The sequence below is a fragment of the Kribbella sp. NPDC048928 genome (genome assembly GCF_043197975.1).
Classification (GTDB): domain Bacteria; phylum Actinomycetota; class Actinomycetes; order Propionibacteriales; family Kribbellaceae; genus Kribbella.
This window is the reverse complement of sequence record NZ_JBICUC010000002.1, coordinates 539,342-556,686: the sequence shown is the minus strand read 5'-3', so window position 1 is coordinate 556,686 and position 17,345 is coordinate 539,342. Positions and strand designations below refer to the sequence as shown.

Annotated in this window: 17 protein-coding genes; 8 read left to right on the top strand and 9 right to left on the bottom strand. The window is 68.5% G+C overall.

The window, feature by feature from the left end:
• Positions 1 to 225 precede the first annotated feature (225 nt).
• Positions 226 to 777 (bottom strand): MarR family winged helix-turn-helix transcriptional regulator, encoded by a 552-nt coding sequence (locus tag ACGFI6_RS09565; RefSeq protein ID WP_393116733.1) that lies wholly within the window; start codon positions 775 to 777, stop codon positions 226 to 228.
• Between the two features lie 229 nt (positions 778 to 1,006).
• Between ACGFI6_RS09565 and ACGFI6_RS09560 the strand changes: the two genes are divergently transcribed.
• Both ACGFI6_RS09560 and ACGFI6_RS09555 read left to right on the top strand, forming a co-directional pair.
• Entirely contained in the window at positions 1,007 to 1,813 is an 807-nt protein-coding gene (locus ACGFI6_RS09560) for a hypothetical protein (RefSeq protein WP_393116731.1), read from the top strand.
• A complete protein-coding gene (locus ACGFI6_RS09555; protein ID WP_393116730.1) occupies positions 1,813 to 3,147 on the top strand; it encodes a hypothetical protein in 1,335 nt (444 codons plus the stop codon). Before ACGFI6_RS09560 ends, ACGFI6_RS09555 begins: the two co-directional genes overlap by 1 nt.
• Before the next feature lie 87 nt (positions 3,148 to 3,234).
• Here ACGFI6_RS09555 and ACGFI6_RS09550 read toward each other — a convergent pair whose 3' ends face one another.
• Positions 3,235 to 3,879, bottom strand: a complete 645-nt coding sequence (locus tag ACGFI6_RS09550) for a GNAT family N-acetyltransferase (protein ID WP_393116728.1) — start codon at positions 3,877 to 3,879, stop codon at positions 3,235 to 3,237.
• Positions 3,880 to 3,944: 65 nt separating this feature from the next.
• Here ACGFI6_RS09550 and ACGFI6_RS09545 point away from each other — a divergent pair, with 65 nt between their 5' ends.
• Genes ACGFI6_RS09545 through ACGFI6_RS09535 form a run of 3 tightly spaced genes read left to right on the top strand, consistent with a single transcriptional unit; the run spans position 3,945 to position 6,357 of the window.
• Entirely contained in the window at positions 3,945 to 4,871 is a 927-nt protein-coding gene (locus tag ACGFI6_RS09545; protein WP_393116726.1) for a hydroxymethylglutaryl-CoA lyase, read from the top strand.
• Between the two features lie 48 nt (positions 4,872 to 4,919).
• On the top strand, positions 4,920 to 5,474 hold the full coding sequence (locus ACGFI6_RS09540) for a TIGR03086 family metal-binding protein (protein ID WP_393116724.1): 555 nt from the start codon (positions 4,920 to 4,922) through the stop codon (positions 5,472 to 5,474).
• Between the two features lie 43 nt (positions 5,475 to 5,517).
• Complete coding sequence (locus ACGFI6_RS09535) at positions 5,518 to 6,357, top strand: helix-turn-helix transcriptional regulator (RefSeq protein ID WP_393116723.1); 840 nt, start codon at positions 5,518 to 5,520, stop codon at positions 6,355 to 6,357.
• 4 nt (positions 6,358 to 6,361) lie between these two features.
• Here ACGFI6_RS09535 and ACGFI6_RS09530 read toward each other — a convergent pair whose 3' ends face one another.
• Positions 6,362 to 7,057 carry an EcsC family protein gene (locus tag ACGFI6_RS09530; RefSeq protein WP_393116721.1) on the bottom strand — a complete coding sequence of 232 codons (696 nt, stop codon included), beginning with the start codon at positions 7,055 to 7,057 and terminating at the stop codon, positions 6,362 to 6,364.
• 224 nt (positions 7,058 to 7,281) lie between these two features.
• On the opposite strand from ACGFI6_RS09530, the gene aat reads away from it, so the two are divergent.
• Complete coding sequence (gene aat / locus ACGFI6_RS09525) at positions 7,282 to 7,947, top strand: leucyl/phenylalanyl-tRNA--protein transferase (protein WP_393116719.1); 666 nt, start codon at positions 7,282 to 7,284, stop codon at positions 7,945 to 7,947.
• On the opposite strand, the gene ACGFI6_RS09520 is transcribed toward aat, so the two are convergent.
• Positions 7,940 to 8,626, bottom strand: coding sequence for a TetR/AcrR family transcriptional regulator (locus tag ACGFI6_RS09520; RefSeq protein WP_393116718.1), 687 nt, complete (start codon positions 8,624 to 8,626; stop codon positions 7,940 to 7,942). The genes aat and ACGFI6_RS09520 overlap by 8 nt on opposite strands.
• A gap of 114 nt (positions 8,627 to 8,740) precedes the next feature.
• On the opposite strand from ACGFI6_RS09520, the gene ACGFI6_RS09515 reads away from it, so the two are divergent.
• Positions 8,741 to 9,208 carry a nitroreductase family deazaflavin-dependent oxidoreductase gene (locus ACGFI6_RS09515; RefSeq protein ID WP_393116716.1) on the top strand — a complete coding sequence of 156 codons (468 nt, stop codon included), beginning with the start codon at positions 8,741 to 8,743 and terminating at the stop codon, positions 9,206 to 9,208.
• On the opposite strand, the gene ACGFI6_RS09510 is transcribed toward ACGFI6_RS09515, so the two are convergent.
• The 3 genes from ACGFI6_RS09510 to ACGFI6_RS09500 are packed head-to-tail and all read right to left on the bottom strand — an operon-like array spanning position 9,205 to position 13,928.
• On the bottom strand, positions 9,205 to 10,992 hold the full coding sequence (locus ACGFI6_RS09510; protein ID WP_393116714.1) for an ABC transporter ATP-binding protein: 1,788 nt from the start codon (positions 10,990 to 10,992) through the stop codon (positions 9,205 to 9,207). The genes ACGFI6_RS09515 and ACGFI6_RS09510 overlap by 4 nt on opposite strands.
• A complete protein-coding gene (locus ACGFI6_RS09505) occupies positions 10,979 to 12,817 on the bottom strand; it encodes an ABC transporter ATP-binding protein (RefSeq protein WP_393116712.1) in 1,839 nt (612 codons plus the stop codon). The genes ACGFI6_RS09510 and ACGFI6_RS09505 overlap by 14 nt, the downstream gene beginning before the upstream one ends.
• Positions 12,818 to 12,866: 49 nt before the next feature.
• A complete protein-coding gene (locus ACGFI6_RS09500) occupies positions 12,867 to 13,928 on the bottom strand; it encodes a YhcG family protein (RefSeq protein ID WP_393116710.1) in 1,062 nt (353 codons plus the stop codon).
• A 158-nt stretch (positions 13,929 to 14,086) separates the two neighbouring features.
• Between ACGFI6_RS09500 and ACGFI6_RS09495 the strand changes: the two genes are divergently transcribed.
• Complete coding sequence (locus ACGFI6_RS09495) at positions 14,087 to 15,154, top strand: adenosine deaminase (protein ID WP_393116708.1); 1,068 nt, start codon at positions 14,087 to 14,089, stop codon at positions 15,152 to 15,154.
• Positions 15,155 to 15,169: 15 nt separating this feature from the next.
• Here the strand turns inward: ACGFI6_RS09495 and ACGFI6_RS09490 are convergent, their stop codons facing one another.
• Both ACGFI6_RS09490 and ACGFI6_RS09485 read right to left on the bottom strand, forming a co-directional pair.
• Positions 15,170 to 16,183 carry an acyltransferase family protein gene (locus ACGFI6_RS09490; protein WP_393118094.1) on the bottom strand — a complete coding sequence of 338 codons (1,014 nt, stop codon included), beginning with the start codon at positions 16,181 to 16,183 and terminating at the stop codon, positions 15,170 to 15,172.
• A gap of 153 nt (positions 16,184 to 16,336) precedes the next feature.
• Positions 16,337 to 17,290 (bottom strand): helix-turn-helix domain-containing protein, encoded by a 954-nt coding sequence (locus ACGFI6_RS09485; protein ID WP_393116706.1) that lies wholly within the window; start codon positions 17,288 to 17,290, stop codon positions 16,337 to 16,339.
• Between the last annotated feature and the right edge of the window lie 55 nt (positions 17,291 to 17,345).

Sequence of the window (17,345 nt, the reverse complement as noted above, 5' to 3'; positions counted from 1 at the left end):
TGTGCGCTCGCGGGTACGGGTGCGGGCCGTCCGGCCGTCGGTCGTGGGGCGGGCCGCATACGTGGGCCAGCCGTTGTCGGGCGTGCTCGTGCCGGGGTGTGGCTGGTCCGAGGCTTGCTTCACTTCTCAACCATTGCGCGATGGGGCGCCCGACACCAGTCGGGCGCCCCATCCGTTAGTCGCGGGTAATGCTTCGTGCGGTTGTGCGGTGACCCGGAATCGTGGTCAGATCCGGTCGGGCGTGATCGGCCCGAGTCCCGGCCGGCCGTTCGGCCAACGCCGGGCGTTGTCCCGGACCCGGCGAAGCCTGCCGAGAACGACGTCCCGCTCGTCCGCCAACTGAGACATCCAGAGGCTGTCGATCTCGAGCAGGTGATCCGGCAGTGCTTCGCGCAGCCGCCGCTTCCCCTCCTCGGTCAGGACGGCGAACGAGCCGCGGGCATCGTCGGGGCACGGCTCCCGGCGGACCAGTCCGAGGTTCTCGGCACGGTCGACCAGTCGGGTGATGCCACCAGTGGTGACGGTCAGGTCCCTGGCAAGGGACGTAAGACGCTGCTTCTCCCCGTTGCTACGGGCCAGCCGTAGCAACAGTTCGAACATTGCCATTTGCAGTCCACTGCGCTTCAGGGAATGGCGCATCAGGTGATCGAGCTCGGCTGCTGCTTCTCGCAGCAGGCCGTAGGCCGTCAGCACGTCGCTTTCCCAGGGTTCGGCAGCGCGGGTGGAGTCTGCATCGGCGAGCGCTAGGGGCGAGCAAAGCGAAGGCGCGATGGTCATGCGCGGACTCTATTAGCTGACCAGTTCACTTCGCTACACGGGGTGACCCTTTGGCTACAGATCGACCCAGAATCGCAAACCCTCTGAGCGTAGCGGACACCCTCCCCGAGATCCGGTCTAGAACGCATTCAGACCCCGAAATCCCCCTGTGGATAACTTCCGCGGGCCCTCCCCGATCTTTGCGAACCTTGTGCCCTGAGGTTGTGAACCGGCGGATCGGGGAGTGGACATGAGCAAGGACGAGGAAGACAAATCGCCGTACGGCGCGGGTTTCATCGCGGCGTGCATCGTGGTCGGCGCGGTCCTGATCTGTGGCCTGGCGGTCATCGTCGTCGGCCGCGGTTCGTCACAGGCGAGCACGGTTGATCAGCGGGCAGTCAGCGCCGTGTCGGCGCCTCAGCCCACTGACGCCCCGGCCACCCAGCCGGCTCAGGCGCCCGCCACTCCGGTCGACAACCCCTCGCAGAGCAGCAGCGTTGACCATCAGCGACAGACAGGCTCGTGCGACGTCCCGGCCGGCGACCAGACGGTCCCCGCGTCGGCGCCCGCGGCCGACAGTTGGGAGGTCAGCCGGCGCGTGGTCGTACCGCGATCCTCGAAGTTCGGCCCGGCAACGACCGACTCGGACGGATTCCGGCACTGCTTCGCGCACTCACCGACCGGTGCGCTGTACGCCGCGTACAGCGCGATCGCGGCCACCGCCGACCAGACCAAGCGGGTCCCCACCGTCAAGAAGCTCATGGTCCCTGGACCTGCAACCGACGCCCTGCTCCAGGAGGTCAGCACCGAGGACCCTTCGGCGAGTACCGAGTCGCCGGCCCAGCCAGTCGGTTATCGGATCGTCGACGCGGCTCCTGATCGGGTGAGCGTCATGCTCGCCATGCCTGTCGAGTCCGTGTACATGAGTGCCAGCTTGACCCTGGTCTGGTCCCGGGGCGACTGGCGGGTTCAGCCCCCACAGCCCGGCGAAGCCGTCGGAGCGCCATTCGCACAGCACCGCGACCTGGACGACTTCGTGAAGTGGAGTGGTATCTGATGTGTGGTCCGACAAACCTGACGTGCCACGTCGTCGCCGGCGTCCAGTCGGTCGCGACCAACTGGTTCGACAACTTCAACCGGATGTCGACGGAGTTCTTCTCGACCGCACTGAACTCGTTGGCGACATTCTGGGTGAAGCCGCACACGCCGGTCGCTCTTGCGACGCCGTCCGGCGACGGGTCGTGGACCGACAGCAAGACGGTTGCCTTCGTCCACTCGCAGACTTTTGCCCTGACCGCCGCGATCTTCACCTTGGCGATCGTTGTCGCGGGCATCCGAATGGCTTGGGAGCAGCGAGCCAAGCCGTTGCAGGATCTGCTCAAAGCGATGCTGACCTTCGTTGTCGTATGCGGTGCAGGCACGGCGGTCGTGCAGTTGCTGATCGCCTGGTCGGACGACTTCGCCGTGAACGTCGTGAACTCCGCGATCGGAGGTAACAGCTTCGCCTCGATGATGACGAAGATGGTCACCGCCCAGACCGAGCACAATTCCGGTCAGGAGTTTCAGTCGAGGATGATGTTCATGGTCCTCGCCCAATTGGCGACGTTCGCGTCGCTGATTCAGATCGTGTTGATGCTGATCCGCTCGGCAATGCTCGTTCTGCTCGGCTCGACGCTGCCACTCGCCGCCGCGGCGACCAACACCGAGGTCGGCAAGGCCTGGCTCAAGAAGTACTGCGCGTGGACGCTCGGCTTCGTCGCCTACAAGCCGGCGGCAGCTCTCATCTACGCGGCCGCGATCAAGCTCAAGAACGAGAACATGCTCAGTGGGGACAACTCCGGTGTGATGCAGTCCCTCACCGCGCTGATGATGATGATGCTTGCCATCCTTGCGATGCCGGCGCTGCTGCGGCTCGCGGTGCCGGCCACGGCAGCGGTGGCCGGAGGCTCGTCCGGTATGGGGAGTGCGGGTCCCGACATGGGCTCGCTGGCGACGGGTGCACTCAACGTCGGACCGTCGTCCAGCCGCAGTGGCGGGGCCTCGGGCGGCGGCATGTCGGGTGGAGGTGCATCAGGTGGAGGCGCCAGTGGTGCCGCAAGCACTGGCGCCAAGGCGGCAGGTGCGAGCGCGGCGCTGGGTCCGGTCGGCGTGGCCGCGTCTGCGGCTCGCAAGGCCGCAGGCACCTTCGCCGGAGCCGCCGCGCACTCCGCCGGGGAAGCAGGCGGCGGCCCTGGTGGGTCGTCCGGGGGCGGCGGTCGATCCGGTCGCGGGCCGATGAGCTCCGGTGGCAAGCGGACCCAACCCGCAGCTCCGTCGTCGAACCCGCAGCCGAAGGTCCCCGTCGGGGCCGGCTCGAGCGGCACCACCGGCCCAACCGGGGCTGGTGGCTAGTCGTCACCGTCGCGACTGTCCCCAGGGTTTTCCACAGGTGTGGATTGGGGGCTTTTGGCAACTATTTGTTGGTTGTTCGGGTGCTGGTCACTTGATGAGGAGGGCTTCGGATCCGACCGGCTTGTAGTTGGCGGCGATGAAGGTTCGTAGGGAGGCTGCGTTGCCGGGGGTGATTTGGGCCCAGATCGAGGCTGTGGGTGGGATCAGTGCGCGGGCCGCTCGGGCGAGGCGGCGGCCGTGGCCTTGGTGGCGGGCTTCGGGTGGTACCTCGATGGCGCATTCCAGGCGGTCGGCGACGCCGCGGCCGGTCAGTACGAGGCCGCCGAGCTCGTCGACGTACACCCGGACGTCGTCGCGGTAGCGCCAGGCGTGGTCGACGCGGGGATGGTCGAGGTTCTCGAGTTCGGTGAGGCCTGCGGTTGCTGCGGCGCGTTCGGCCTCGTCGGTGAGGGCCGGGGCGAGGAGCATCGCGTCGAGCGAGCCGACGCGGCGGCCGGTGAACTCCTCGAGGGCCGAGAGGAACGGCGGGTTCGTCGGGGCGCTCACGTCCCCGTCCGGGACTCGCTCCGCGACCCACTCCGGCGTGACGTCGGCGGCGACGACGATGTGGGCCGTGAACGCGACGACGCACGACTCCCGGACCGACGGTGGAGGTACGACGACGGTGCGGAGATCCGGGGGCGGGAACACACCGCGTTCGACGGCACGCAGAATGGCAGCAAGAGTGGTCATCGAGAGCATTGTCGCGGAGATCCCGTGTCAGGCTCGGCCGTCAGGCTCGACGAGGAGGCAGCACGATGCGCGAACCGCAGCTGGTCCAGGCCGAGGGACTGCCCGAACGGGTCACGATCTACGAGGTCGGCGCCCGCGACGGGCTGCAGAACGAGTCGGCGGTCGTCGACGTGGCGGTCAAGGCCGAGTTCGTCCGGCGGCTGCTCGACGCGGGGCTGACGACGATCGAGACGACCAGCTTCGTACATCCGAAATGGGTCCCGCAGCTCGCCGACGCGGCCGAGCTCCTCGAACAGCTGGACCTGCCCGACGACGTACGCGCCCCGGTCCTCGTCCCGAACGAACGCGGGCTGGATCGCGCGCTCGCGGCCGGTGTGCGGGAGATCGCGATCTTCGCGAGCGCGACCGAGACGTTCGCCGAGAAGAACCTGAATTCGACGCTGGACGACCAGTTCGCGATGTTCACGCCGACGGTCCAGCGGGCGCTCGAGGCCGGATTGGCGGTACGTGGATACGTGTCGATGTGTTACGGCGATCCGTGGGAGGGCGACGTACCGATCGATCAGGTCGTCAAGGTCGGGGCGCGGCTGGTTGAGCTCGGGTGTCACGAGCTGTCCCTCGGCGACACGATCGGTGTCGCGACGCCGGGGCAGGTGACTGCGCTGCTCGCCGCGTTCGGCGCGGCCGGGGTGGGTGTGGACAAGCTGGCGGTGCACTTCCACGACACGTACGGGCAGGCGCTCGCGAACACCCTCACCGCCCTCCGCGAAGGCGTTACCACGGTCGACAGTTCGGCTGGTGGGCTTGGCGGCTGCCCGTACGCCGAGAGCGCCACCGGCAACCTTGCGACCGAGGACCTGCTCTGGCAGCTGAACGGGCTTGGCATCCAGACCGGCGTCGACCTCGAGAAGCTCGTCAGCACCAGCACCTGGATGGCCGAACAACTCGGCAAGCCCTCCCCCAGCCGAGTAGTACAAGCCCTCGCCGGCTGAGCCCCAAGCCCGTCAAGGCGAGGTCCGATGCGGACGTAGAGTTCGGACATGGAGCTGATCGACGCCGCGTCGGCCGAGTTCGAGCGTGTCGTACGCCAGTTGCCGCCCGACGCCTGGTCAAGCCCGACGCCGTCGGACGTCGACGTTCGGGAACTGGTCGAGCACGTGGTCGTCGGCAACCGCCTCAGCGCTCTGATTCTTGGCGGCGTGAGTCTGGACGAGGCCAGGGCACAGTTGGACTTCGACCAGTTGGGTGACGACCCGGTGGCTGCCGTTGCCGAGTCTGCGGCCCGCCAGTCGGCGGCGTTCGGTGCGGCGGCGCCGGATCAGGTCGTTCCACATCCGAAGCGCGACATTCCTGCGAGCTCCTTCCTGCGGTTCCGTCTCGTCGATCTCGTTGTCCATGCGTGGGATCTCTTGCGCGCCGCGGGGCTCGACGAGGCACTCGATCCGAGCGTTGTCCAACGCCTCTGGGTCGCGGTTGAACCGCACCTGCCCGACATGCTCGCGTTCGGCGCATACGGCGACGGCCCCAGCGGGACTGTGCCCGCAGACGCCACTCTGCAGGCGAGACTGCTCGACGCCTTCGGACGGCGGCCGTGATTCCCAGCATTTCCTGTCGGTGGGGTGGGGGAGACTTGGTCGGGTGAGTGCGCAGCGGGTTGAGCTTGGGGAGTTTTTGAAGGCGCGGCGGGCTCGGGTGACGCCTGAGGACGTCGGGCTGCCCGGGGGCGGGCGGCGGCGGACGCCTGGGTTGCGGCGGGAGGAGTTGGCGCAGCTCGCCGGCGTCGGCGTCACCTGGTACACCTGGCTCGAGCAGGGCCGACCGATCAACGCATCCGGGCAGGTGCTGGACGCGGTCGCGACGACGCTCCGGCTGACGCCCGTCGAGCGCGAGCACCTGTACCGGTTGGCCGAGGCGACGCCGGTGCGGCTGCCGCGGGCCACGGACTGTGCGAGCGAAGCGGTGTTCGAGGAGATCGTGGAGGCGCTCGACCCGTTGCCGGCGGTGATCACGAACACCCGGTTCGACACCATCCGGGCGAACCGTGCGTACCACGACCTGTTCCACGACTGGCATCAGCTGCCCTGCGTCCACAGGAACCAGTTGTGGTGCCTCGTCACCGAGCCGACCGCCCGCGACCAGCTGCTGAACTACGACACCGAGGTCCCGTACCTGGTCGGTCGGCTGCGGTCCGCGTACGGCGAGCATGTCGGCGACCCGGACTGGGAGACGGATATCGCCCGGTTGCGGTCGATCTGCCCCGAGTTCGAGCAGCTGTGGTCGCGGCACGAGGTGACGGCCTGTACGCCCCGCCTGCGCCGGATCCTCAACCCGGAGGTCGGCGAGCTGCGCCTCACGGTCACCGAGCTCGCGCTGTCGGCGCACCCGGACCTGATCCTGTTCATCGAGTCGCCCGCGGACGACGAAACCCGCGCCAAGCTGCCACTCACCCGCCGACAGCCAACCGAACAGCGAACCTGAAGCCCTACTGCTCGATCGATCGCGGGATCCGCCGGATCAGACTCTTGTCCGCGAACTGACCGACCCGGTACGTCGACCAGCCGTCGACGCCGGCGCCCACGGCACCACCCAGGAGCGGGACGCGCCGGGTGACGGTCAACGCCATCCGCTTGCCGCTGATCCGCCCGATCAGCTCCGCGACGACCTCACCCGAGACCTGCCGATCGAGGTCCGGGTCGAACACCGGCGCGGTCGCGATCGCGAGCGGCGACGAGACCAGGCTCGACTTCCGCAGCCGGGACGTCACGCCTTCCTCACCGAGCAGGCAGGTGATGACCGCCGTACGGACCCGGGGATCGTGGAGGTCGTACCCGCGCAGATGGGCGATCGCCGCCACCATCCGGCACTGCACGACCGCGAGCCCGGTCAGGTTGGCCGGCAACGCGACGGGCAGCGTGACGAGACCGCCGATGCTGGTCGCGAACCCTTGCACCCCGGCGAGCCGGATGTGCTGGTCGATGACCGCCTCGATCGCGAGCGTCACGTCGCCGTCGCAGCGCGCCAGCTTGTTGTCGGCGATCCGCTCCGCGCCCGGGAACCGCTGGTACCCGTCGATGGCGATCTCGAGGATCTGACGCAGCGCACCGCCTGCTGCCGTCGGCGCGAACCGCTGGGCGGCGGGCGCGAGACTACTGGCGACGAACCTGGCTACTCCGGCCACGGTGCTCCTTCCGGCCCGGCCCCACGCGTCAGAACCCGGACGTGTCTCAACTGTACGTGGCTCCCCGCACCGCGCCACTCGGGAGAAACCCTTGGTGTCCCCTAGGTGGACGGCGACAGGAGTGGATCGCCAGGCAGGCAGAAGTGCCGTTCTGGGCCGGTTCTACCGCGGTTTGACCGGGTTCTGCCTGCGTGGCCGTCCAGTCATGGGCGAGGATGGGTCGCGTGCCAGTCGAACCTGCCCCGAGTCCGTGGGAGTTCCCGCCTGCCGGCGTGGCAGGGGGTAGTGACGTGGTCGCGGGTGGTGCGGACCTCGCGCCGGGGACCGTGCTCGCGGCGTACCGGAGGGGCCTGTTCCCGATGCCGGACCATCGCGGCTCGCTGCTGTGGTGGTCGCCGGTCGACCGTGGCGTGATCGACGTCGCGGAGCACGCGCCGTCCCGGTCGGTGCGGCGGGCCCGGGCGAAGTTCGAGATCCGGGTCAACACCGCGTTCGACCAGGTGATCCGCGCGTGTGCGGACCCGCGGCGTCCGGGTTCGTGGATCGACCGCGACATCATCGCGTCGTACACCGAGCTGCACCGGCTCGGCTGGGTGCACTCGGTCGAGGCCTGGGACGGCGACGAGCTGGCCGGCGGGCTGTACGGCGTGGCGATCGGCGGCCTGTTCGCGGGCGAGTCGATGTTCCACCACAAGACCGACGGCTCGAAGGCAGCCGTCGAGGGCACCATCGAGCTGCTGAACGACGAGTACGCCGCGGACCGGGTCTTCGACATCCAATGGGTCACCGACCATCTCGCCACGCTTGGTGCGGCGTCGATCCCCCGGGAGACCTACGTACGGCGGGTTGCCCGCGCCGTGGACGTACCGCTGCCGAAGGCCTTCAGCTGAGCCCGAGGAACGCCGCCATCTGCCGCGACGCCGACGTGAAGAACTCGTCCGCCGGATCCATCGACCCGACCAGCTGACCGAACAGCTCGAAGCTGATCATCCCGAACAGCTGCGTCCAGGCGATGATCGCTCGCACCAATACGGCGGGCGGCAGGCCGGGCGCCAACGCGACCAGGATCTCCGTCTGCTGGGCGAGCGCCCCGGTCGGCGCCGGCGCATCAGCCGGCGGAGTGAGCTGCCCGGCGGCGTGCGCGCGCTGCAGGAGGTCGAGCAGCAGCAACGGCACGCGGCTCGCCGGCTGCACCGTGGTCTGCGGCGCCTGATACCCGCTGATCGGTGAGCCGTAGATCAGCGCGTACTCCTGCGGATGCGCCCGCGCCCACTCCCGTACGGCGGCGTAGATCGCGATCCACTCGTCGACCGGATCGCCACCCGTGGCGGCGCCCTCGGCGGCCGTGCCGAGCGCGTCGTACGCGTCGATGATGAGCGCGGTGAGCAGCTCGTCGCGACTCGCGAAGTACCGGTAGAGCGCCGACGAGACCATTCCGAGCTCGCGCGAGACCGCCCGCAGCGAGAGCGCCTCCGCGCCGACGGTCGCCAACTGCTGCCGGGCAGCCGTCTTGATCTCCTCGGTCAGCTCGGCCCGGGCTCGCTCACGGGCAGTACGTCCGGCGTTCATGGGTCCAGTCTGCCACAAAACCGAGAGCAGTGCTCTTGACAGTGATCAGCGCTCTGGTGTTCACTGATCACAACAGAGAGCACCGCTCTCGCCCAGCAGAAAGCGATCGCCGCCATGACCGAGTACAAGCAGACCTACGACAGCAAGCGCGTCGTCACCGCCAACGAGGGCAGCATGCGGGCCTTCAACAAGATCGTCGCCCGGCTGACGAAGCTCGGTCTGAGCCTGATGGGCAGCCGGGTCCTCTCGGTCCAGGGCCGCAAGTCCGGTGAGTGGCGCAGTACGCCGGTGAACCTCTTGGTGATCGACGGCCAGCGCTACCTGGTCGCGCCGCGCGGCCACACCCAGTGGGTGAAGAACCTGCGTGCCAGCGGCACCGGCCGGCTGCAGCTCGGCGGCAAGGTGGAGACGTTCCGCGCGGAGGAGCTCGCGGACGCCGACAAGATCCCGGCGCTCCGGCTGTACCTGAAGAAGTGGGCCTGGGAGGTCGGCGCGTTCTTCAGCGGCGACGTGAACAAGAACTCCCCCGAGGAGGTCCTGCACCACATCGCGCCAGGCGTACCGGTCTTCAAGATCAACTAGTGATAAGCGGCCGCCTGGATCCGGTACAGGTCGGCGTAGTGACCGTTGCAGGCGATCAGCTCCTCGTGGGTTCCGGTTTCGACGACGTGGGCGCCGTCCAATACGACGATCACGTCGGCCATCCGTACCGTCGAGAACCGGTGTGAGACCAGGATCGTGATCCGGCCGTCGGCCGGGTCCTTCGCCGCCGCGGCGTACCGCTCGAAGAGGGCGTGCTCGGTCTCGGCGTCCAGCGCGGCGGTCGGCTCGTCGAGAACCAGCAGCAACGGCCGGTCCCGCATGAACCCGCGGGCGAGCGCGAGCTTCTGCCACTGCCCGAAGCTGATCTCGGCGCCCTCCGGCCAGGTCGAACCGAGCTGCGTGTCCAGCCCCGATTCGAGCCGCTCCAGTACGTCCTCGGCTCCGGCCCGCCCGACCGCAGTGGTGACAGCCGGTACGTCGTCGAGCCGCGGCAGGTCGCCGAGCCCCACGCTGTGCGCCGCGCGGAACTCGAACCGGAAGAAGTCCTGGAACGCGCCCGCGATCTTTGCCCGCCAGGCCTCCGCCGGGATCCGGTCCAGCGGCCGATCGTCCAGGAACACGTGCCCGCTGTCCGGCTCGTACAGCTTGCAGATCAGCTTCACCAGGGTGGACTTGCCCGCACCGTTTTCGCCGACGACCGCGACGACCTTGCCGGCCGGCAGGTGCAGCTCGACGTCCTCGAGCGCCGGGCGATCGGATCCGGAGTACGAGAACGACACGTTCTCCAGGCGGATGCCGTCGGCGAGCCGCTCGGGTGCCGGCTGATCCGCGGTCTTGTCGAACGAGGCGGCGTAGTTCTCCAGCCACACCAGCCGCCGCGACCCGTCCAGCCAGATGCCGCGCAGGAACCCGATCTCGCCCACCGTCGCTCCGATGTACGACGACAGGCGCGCACCCGCCGCGAGGATGAGCAGTACGTTGCCCACGGAACCGTGCAGCCCCGACGCGACGAATAGCACCGCACCGACGTACGCGGCTCCGAACACCGCCCACGCGAGCGCATGCCACGCGGCGCTGATCCAGCGCGCCGCAGCCATCGGCGCGTACCACTGCTCCCACTCGCGACGACGACCCGCCACGAGATCGGGCCCGATGCCGATCACCCGGACCTCCTTGCCTGGCGCGGGCGTGGTCGCGGTCTTGAACAGGTGCTCCGCCAGGCGGCTGTGAGTGGCGTACCGCTCCTCGATCTCGCGCTCGACGCCCGGGCGCCAACTGGAGCTGAGCACGGTCGGAAGCGCGAATACCAGCAGCAAAGCGAGCACCGGGTGAATCGACATGAGCAGGGCGACCGTCACCGCGAGCCGCAGGATCCAGCCGCAGGTGGAGAACAGCGACATGTACATGTGGTCGAGCACGAACACCTGTTTGCGCAGCACGGACAGGCGATCCAGGTAATCGCGCCGCTCGTGGTGCTCGACCGTCGCAACCGACGCCTGCAGATGCGCGACGTGAGCCTCGAGCATGATCGTCACCCGGTCCCGGAAGCGTCGCGAGATCCGCGTCGACAACGTACGCAGAAGCCAGGTCGCGGTCACGGACAAGGCCAGTCCGCCCGCGGCCAGGAGAGCGGCCCGGCGGTCGTCGTGCAGTACGCCGTCCGCGAGGATCTTGAGCCACAACGCCAGCAACGCATCCGGTACGGCGGCGAGCAGCGTCATCGTGAACGCGGCGACCAGCAGCCACGGCTCGTGCTGGTATCCCAGTTTGCAGAGGCGCCACATCGCGGGGATCGCCTTCGGCAGGTCGTCAGAGCGTGTCATAGCTCAGCCCCTCCTCGTCGACCTCGGCGGTGAACCGCTGCGCCTGCAGGTCGAACATCGTCCGGTACCGCCCGCCGCGGGCCATCAGCTCGTCGTGGCTGCCGAGCTCGACGACCCGGCCGTGCTCCAGTACGCAGATGCGGTCGGCGTGCCGGACCGTCGAGAACCGGTGCGAGATGAGGATCGTGGTGACGTCACGGGTCGCGGTCAGGATCCGGTCGAAGATCGCTGCCTCGCCGCGAACGTCCAGTTGTGCGGTCGGTTCGTCGAGCAGGACCAGGCCGGCTCCTTGGCGTACGGCGCAGAGCGCGCGGGCGAGGGCGACGCGCTGCCACTGCCCGCCGGACAGGTCGGTGCCGTCGCCGTACCCGGTGGCGAGTCGCGTGTCGAGGTCCGCCAGGTCCGCGGCGCCGGCGTCCGCGAGGGCGCCCCGGATGTCCTCCTCCGGGGCTCCGGCCGGCGCTACGTTGTCGCGCAGCGGGAGCTCGAGTTTGAGGAAGTCCTGGAAGACCGCGGCCACCCGGGTCCGCCAGGCGCCGACGTCGAGATCGCGGAGGTCCGTACCGTCGACGCGGATCGTGCCGGAGTCGGGGTCGTACAGGCGGCAGAGCAGCTTCGCCAGGGTGGTCTTGCCGGCGCCGTTCTGCCCGACGACAGCCAGCGACGAACCCGCGGGGACAGTCAGGTCGAGGCCGTCGAAGATCTGCCGATCGGTCTGTGGATAACGGAAATCCAGCCCGCGAAGCTCGAGCTCCACAGCGCCGGCGGGCACTGACCCACCGGCAGTCTGCGCGCCGGCGTTCAGCGAGCTGGCTTTCAGTGTGCTGGCTTTGAGGGCGCCGGCTGGTGCCATCGCCGGCTCCAGCCGTCGTACGGCGGCGACCGGCGCGGCTGCACCGTCGAGCGCCCAGTTGAGCCCGCCGAACGCGATCATGCCGACCCCGATCGCCACCTGCGCGAAGACCACGAGCCGGTCCAGCGGCAACCGCCCGTCGATCGCCGCGGCGCCCAGCGCCCAGAACACCAGGCCGTTGGCCACCACAACGATCAGCAGGCTCCAGATCATTGGCCGCTCCCGCAGTCGCGTCGCGGCGTACTGCAGCTCGAAGAGGCGTCGACGCCGCTCGGTGAACCGGCGTACCGTCCAATCCGCCAGCCCGAACAGCCGCAGCTCCTTCGCCGCTTCCGGCTCGACTGCCAGCTCGTACGCATAGTTGGCATGCCGTTGCGCCGAACGAACCTCGGCCGTGTTGCGGTCCTTCCAGACGCCGCTCTCACGGAGCAACCAATGCGTCGCGGTCCAACCGGCGATCAGCACCAACGGCGCCCACCAGTTGAACCCGAACAGCACCACAGCAGAGGCGATCCCGCCGACGAGCTCGACCAGGCTGCCCGCGACGAAGTCGACGTTCAGGTACATCGGCGGGCCGGTCTGACCGCGGTCGAACTCGCGCGCGACCGTCAGGTCCTCGGTCAGACTCGGATCCTCGAGGTGCCCGATCCCCGGCGGGCCGACGCACGCCTTCGCGAGCGCGTCGTTCAGGTACGCCGAGACGCGGTTGCCGAGGTTGGCGCTGACCGCCTGATGCACCGGTGTCAGCACCTGCAGCAGCACGAACGCCGTACCCATCAAGGTCAACGGCGCCGCGAGCGCCTCCCCGTGCTGCACCGCGCCGACCAGCCACCCCATCGCGATCGCGAACACCGCCGGCAACACACCCCGCGCCACCAGCAACACCCACCAAGCCGCAGCCAACCCCCGATCAGCCCGCGGCAGTACACCGAAGAACTGCCACTCGGGACGATCAAGCAATCGGCTCACCATCCCAACACGATGACACCCCCACCGCCCCACGTCTTGAACGTTTGCCGGATCAGTCGTCAAAGGTGAGCTCGGCCTCCAGTTCGGCGACACTCGGCAGCGCGGACCGGAACTCCTCGGGTAGCGACTTGTTGATCGCGTCCGTCCACTCGGCCACCCCGATCGGAGCCTTGAAACCCTTCAGTGCGTACTCGGCGACGACCTGATTCTTGTTGCGGCAGAGCAGGAGTCCAATGGTGGGCTTGTCACCCTCCTTCGCGAGTACGCCGTCCACCACTGCCATGTAGAGGCCCAGCTGACCGAGGAACGCGGCGTTGAACCTCACCGCCTTCAGTTCGACGACCACGTAGCAGCGCAGCTCGAGGTGGTAGAAGAGCAGATCGCAGAAGAACTCCTCGCCGTCCAGCTCGAACCGAACCTGCTCGCCGACGAAGGCGAACCCCTGGCCGAGCTCGAGCAAGAACTTCCCGACGTGCTCGACCAGCTTCTGTTCGAGCTCACGCTCGTGCCAGCCCTCGGTCGAGCCGAGGAAGTCGAACAGGTACGGATCGCGAGTCGACTGCTGCGCGAGGTCGGACTCCTCCGGTGGCATCGCCGTGGCGAAGTTGGTGACCGCCTTCCCGGCGCGGTCGTGGAACCGGCTGTCGATGTGCAGCGCGAGCACGTCACGGCTCCACCCACGCTCGACCGCGGCCGCGGCGTACCAGAGCCGAAGCTCGGCGCTGTCGAGTTTGTCGAGCAACGCCAGGTGATGACGCCAGGGCAATTGTGCAACGCTGCATTGCACAAATGCCGGGTCCGGCCACGCGACGGCGAAGGCTCGCATGTACTTGAGGTTGCGGGGCGAGTATCCGGTCGCGCCGGGGAAGCGGGTCTTGAGGTCGGTGGACAGCCGGTCGACGACCTTGCTGCCCCATCCTTCCTCGTGCTGGCGGCTCAGGATCTCTTGACCGATCGACCAATAGCTCTTGAGCATCTCCTGATTCGCGGCGCTGACGGCGCGCCGGTGGCCGGTGGCGATGTGGGCCGAGACGCTGTCGAGCAGGTCCGGGTACCAGTCAGGGAGTGAGGATCGGGCGGGGGCGCTTTCGAAGCGGGGCGTCTTGTCGTTCATGGAGACCAGGCTTCCGGTTGCGACACCCGCGACACGAAGGCCTTTCTGGGGCATCGTGGGGCAGATCGAGGCGGTTTGGGGCCGGAATGGCATGGATTGTGGGGCAGACCGGGGCAAGTCGGGGCACGTACTCAGGATCGACTTGGCACTATGGCCGCATGATCAGCGCGGAGGAGTTGGCGGCGGCGCCGAAGGTGGTTTTGCATGATCATTTGGATGGGGGGTTGCGGGCGGGGACTGTGGTGGAGTTGGCGGGGGAGATTGGGCATGAGTTGCCTCGGGCGAGGGCGGCGGAGTTGGGCGCCTGGTTTGTGGAGTCGGCGGATTCGGGGTCGCTCGAGCGGTATCTGGAGACGTTTGATCACACGGTCGCCGTGATGCAGACGGCTGCGGCGATCACGCGGGTGGCGAGTGAGTGCGTACAGGATCTGGCCGCTGACGGTGTCGTGTACGCCGAGGTGCGCTACGCGCCGGAGCAGCACCTGAACCGTGGGCTGACGCTCGAGCAGGTCGTCGACGCCGTGCGGGAGGGATTCGAGCACGGGATGGCGATTGCCGAGCGGCCGATCGTGGCGCGGCAGTTGCTGACGGCGATGCGGCACAAGGCGCGGTCGATGGAGATCGCGGAGCTGTCGGTCGCGTACCGCGATGCCGGTGTGGTCGGGTTCGACATCGCCGGCGCCGAGGCGGGCTTCCCACCCACCCGGCACCTGGACGCGTTCGAGTACCTGCAGCGCGAGAACGCGCACTTCACCATCCACGCCGGCGAGGCGTTCGGGCTGCCGTCGATCTGGCAGGCGATCCAGTGGTGCGGCGCGGACCGGCTCGGGCACGGCGTACGGATCATCGACGACATCAACACCGACGGCGACGAGGTGGAGCTCGGTCGGCTCGCGGCGTACGTCCGGGACCGGCGGATCCCGCTGGAGATGTGCCCGAGCTCCAACCTGCAGACCGGTGCGGCCGCGTCGATCGCCGAGCATCCGATCGGCCTGCTCGCCAAGCTCGGCTTCCGGGTGACCGTCAACACCGACAACCGTTTGATGAGCGGTACGTCGATGAGCCGCGAGCTCGCCCTGCTGTCGGAGGCGTTCGGCTACGGCCTCGATGACCTGCGCTGGTTCGCGATCAACGCGATGAAGTCCGCCTTCCTGCCGTTCGACGAACGTCTCGCAATCATCAACAACACCATCAAACCCTGGTACGCCGAGGCGCTCGCTCCGTGAGCGTAGATCTGCGGGTCAAGTCGTCAGCCACGCGAACGCCCGAGCGCCGAGGCCGCGGACGCGGAGCGCTGCTAGTGCGCGGTACGTCGGCTCCTCGACGTACTTCGTGAGCAGCCAGGCGAGCCCGATCACGCCGACGACCGCGCCGGTGATCTGGACGAGCCGGTCCGCGCCGAGCTGCATCAGGCGGTACGCGATCAGGTAGCCGACCACCTGGTTCAGCAGATACAGGCCGAACGAGATCCGCGCCAGGAACTGGATCGGCCGCCGGAGCCGGGCGAACACCGTCCAGTCCGGGCCGCGGGCCGCGAGCGCGACGAGCAGCAGCATGGCACCGATCCCGAGCGACGACGGCAGGTCCGCGGTGTGTGCGTGCTGCGCGAAGACGGTCGCGACCAGGAGGGCGGACAGGTGCAGTACTCCGATCCGCCGCTGCGACCAGAGCCAGATCGCGATGCCGATCGCGAACAGCTGCATCCGGTGCAGGCCGAGCCCGTTCCAGGCCTGGATGACCCAGACCGGGCTGTGGTCGATGCGGCCGTGCCACTGCAGGGCGACCGGCGCGAGGATCATGATCCACAGCATCGTCGTGATCCGCGGGCCGACACCGCGCGGCCAGAGCAATGCGGCCGCGGCGAACGCCATCAGCTGCAGCGGCAGCGTCCAGTACGAGCCGTCGATGAGCTGTACGCCCGGATCGAACGAGGCAGCCAGCGTGAGGTTGCCCCACAGGTCGCGCCCGCTCGGGAGGATCCAGTTGCTCGGGCCGAACAAGATCAGCAAGGTGTACGTCACCAGTACAGCGACCAGGTACGGCGGGAGTACGCGGCAGGCGCGCCGCCACAGCCACCTCGACGTGGAGCCCTTCCGGATCGTCACGCAGACGAAGTACGCACTGATCACGAGCAGGATGCTGGCGCCGACCTGGAACGGATACCGCCCCAGCGGCTTGCCCAGCTCCGGATGCAGGAACGGGCCCATGTACGTCGTGTGCGTGAACATCACCGCGAGCACTGCCACGACGCGCACCACGTCCCAGCTCAGCCTGCGTGCGGTCCTGCCCGGAGGGCGGTCCGGCGTCGTCAAAACAACTCCATCTGCGTCGGCGCTCGTTACCCCCCTGTGACCTTAGGCAGAGCAGGGGGTGCCGATGCAAATCCGCAGCGTGCCGCTTACCTCACATCAACCGGCCGTTTGGAACGTGCGGCGGTAGTCCTGGGGCGGTACGCCGACGACGCGACGGAAGTGGTGGCGGAGCAGGGCGGCGGTGCCGAAGCCGGATTCTCCTGCGATCTGCTCGATGCCCATCCGGGTCTGTTCGAGCAGGGTACGGGCGCGCAGGACGCGCTGGGTGGTGACCCATTTGAGCGGCGTCGTACCGGTCTCGGCGACGAAGCGGCGGGCGAAGGTGCGCTCGGACATCTGGGCGCGGCGCGCGAGGGCCGGCACGGTGTGCTCGATGGTCAGATTGTCGACCATCCAGTCCAGGACCGGCTGCAGGCTCTCGCTCGACGACTCCGGTACCGGTACGTCGACGTACTGCCGCTGGCCGCCGTCGCGCTGCGGTGGGACCACCATCCGGCGGGCGATCCTGGTGGCGACCGCGCTGCCGAGCTCGCGTCGGACCAGGTGCAGGCAGGCGTCGATACCGGCCGCGGTGCCGGCGCTGGTGATGATGTTGCCGTCGTCGACGAACAGCACGTCCGGGTCGAGCTTCGCGCTCGGGAACTGCTCGGTGAACTTCTGGGCGTACCGCCAGTGCGTGGTGCAGGCGCGGCCCTCGAGCAGGCCGGCCGTCCCGAGCACGAACGCGCCCGAGCAGACCGTGAGCAGGATCGCCCCGCGGGCCTCGGCCTGCCGGAGTGCTTCCAGGACCCGCTCGTCGTACGCGTGCCGCCAGGTCGTCGCGGGGATGCCGATCAGGTCCGCGTCCTCGAGCTCTTCCAGCCCGTACGGAGCGATCACCTGGGAATGGGTGCTCGTCTGCATCGGGACGCCGGGCGTCGTCGAGCACACCTTGAAGTCGAACGGCGGCACGCCGTCGTCGGTGCGGTCCAGCCCGAAGACCTCCGCGAGCACGCCGAATTCGAACAGCGCGACGTCCTCCATCAGTACGACCGCGATCTTTCGGAGCATGGCAGAATCTTATCGGACCATGTCAATGGCGCCACTGGTGGCAGGATCTGAAAGA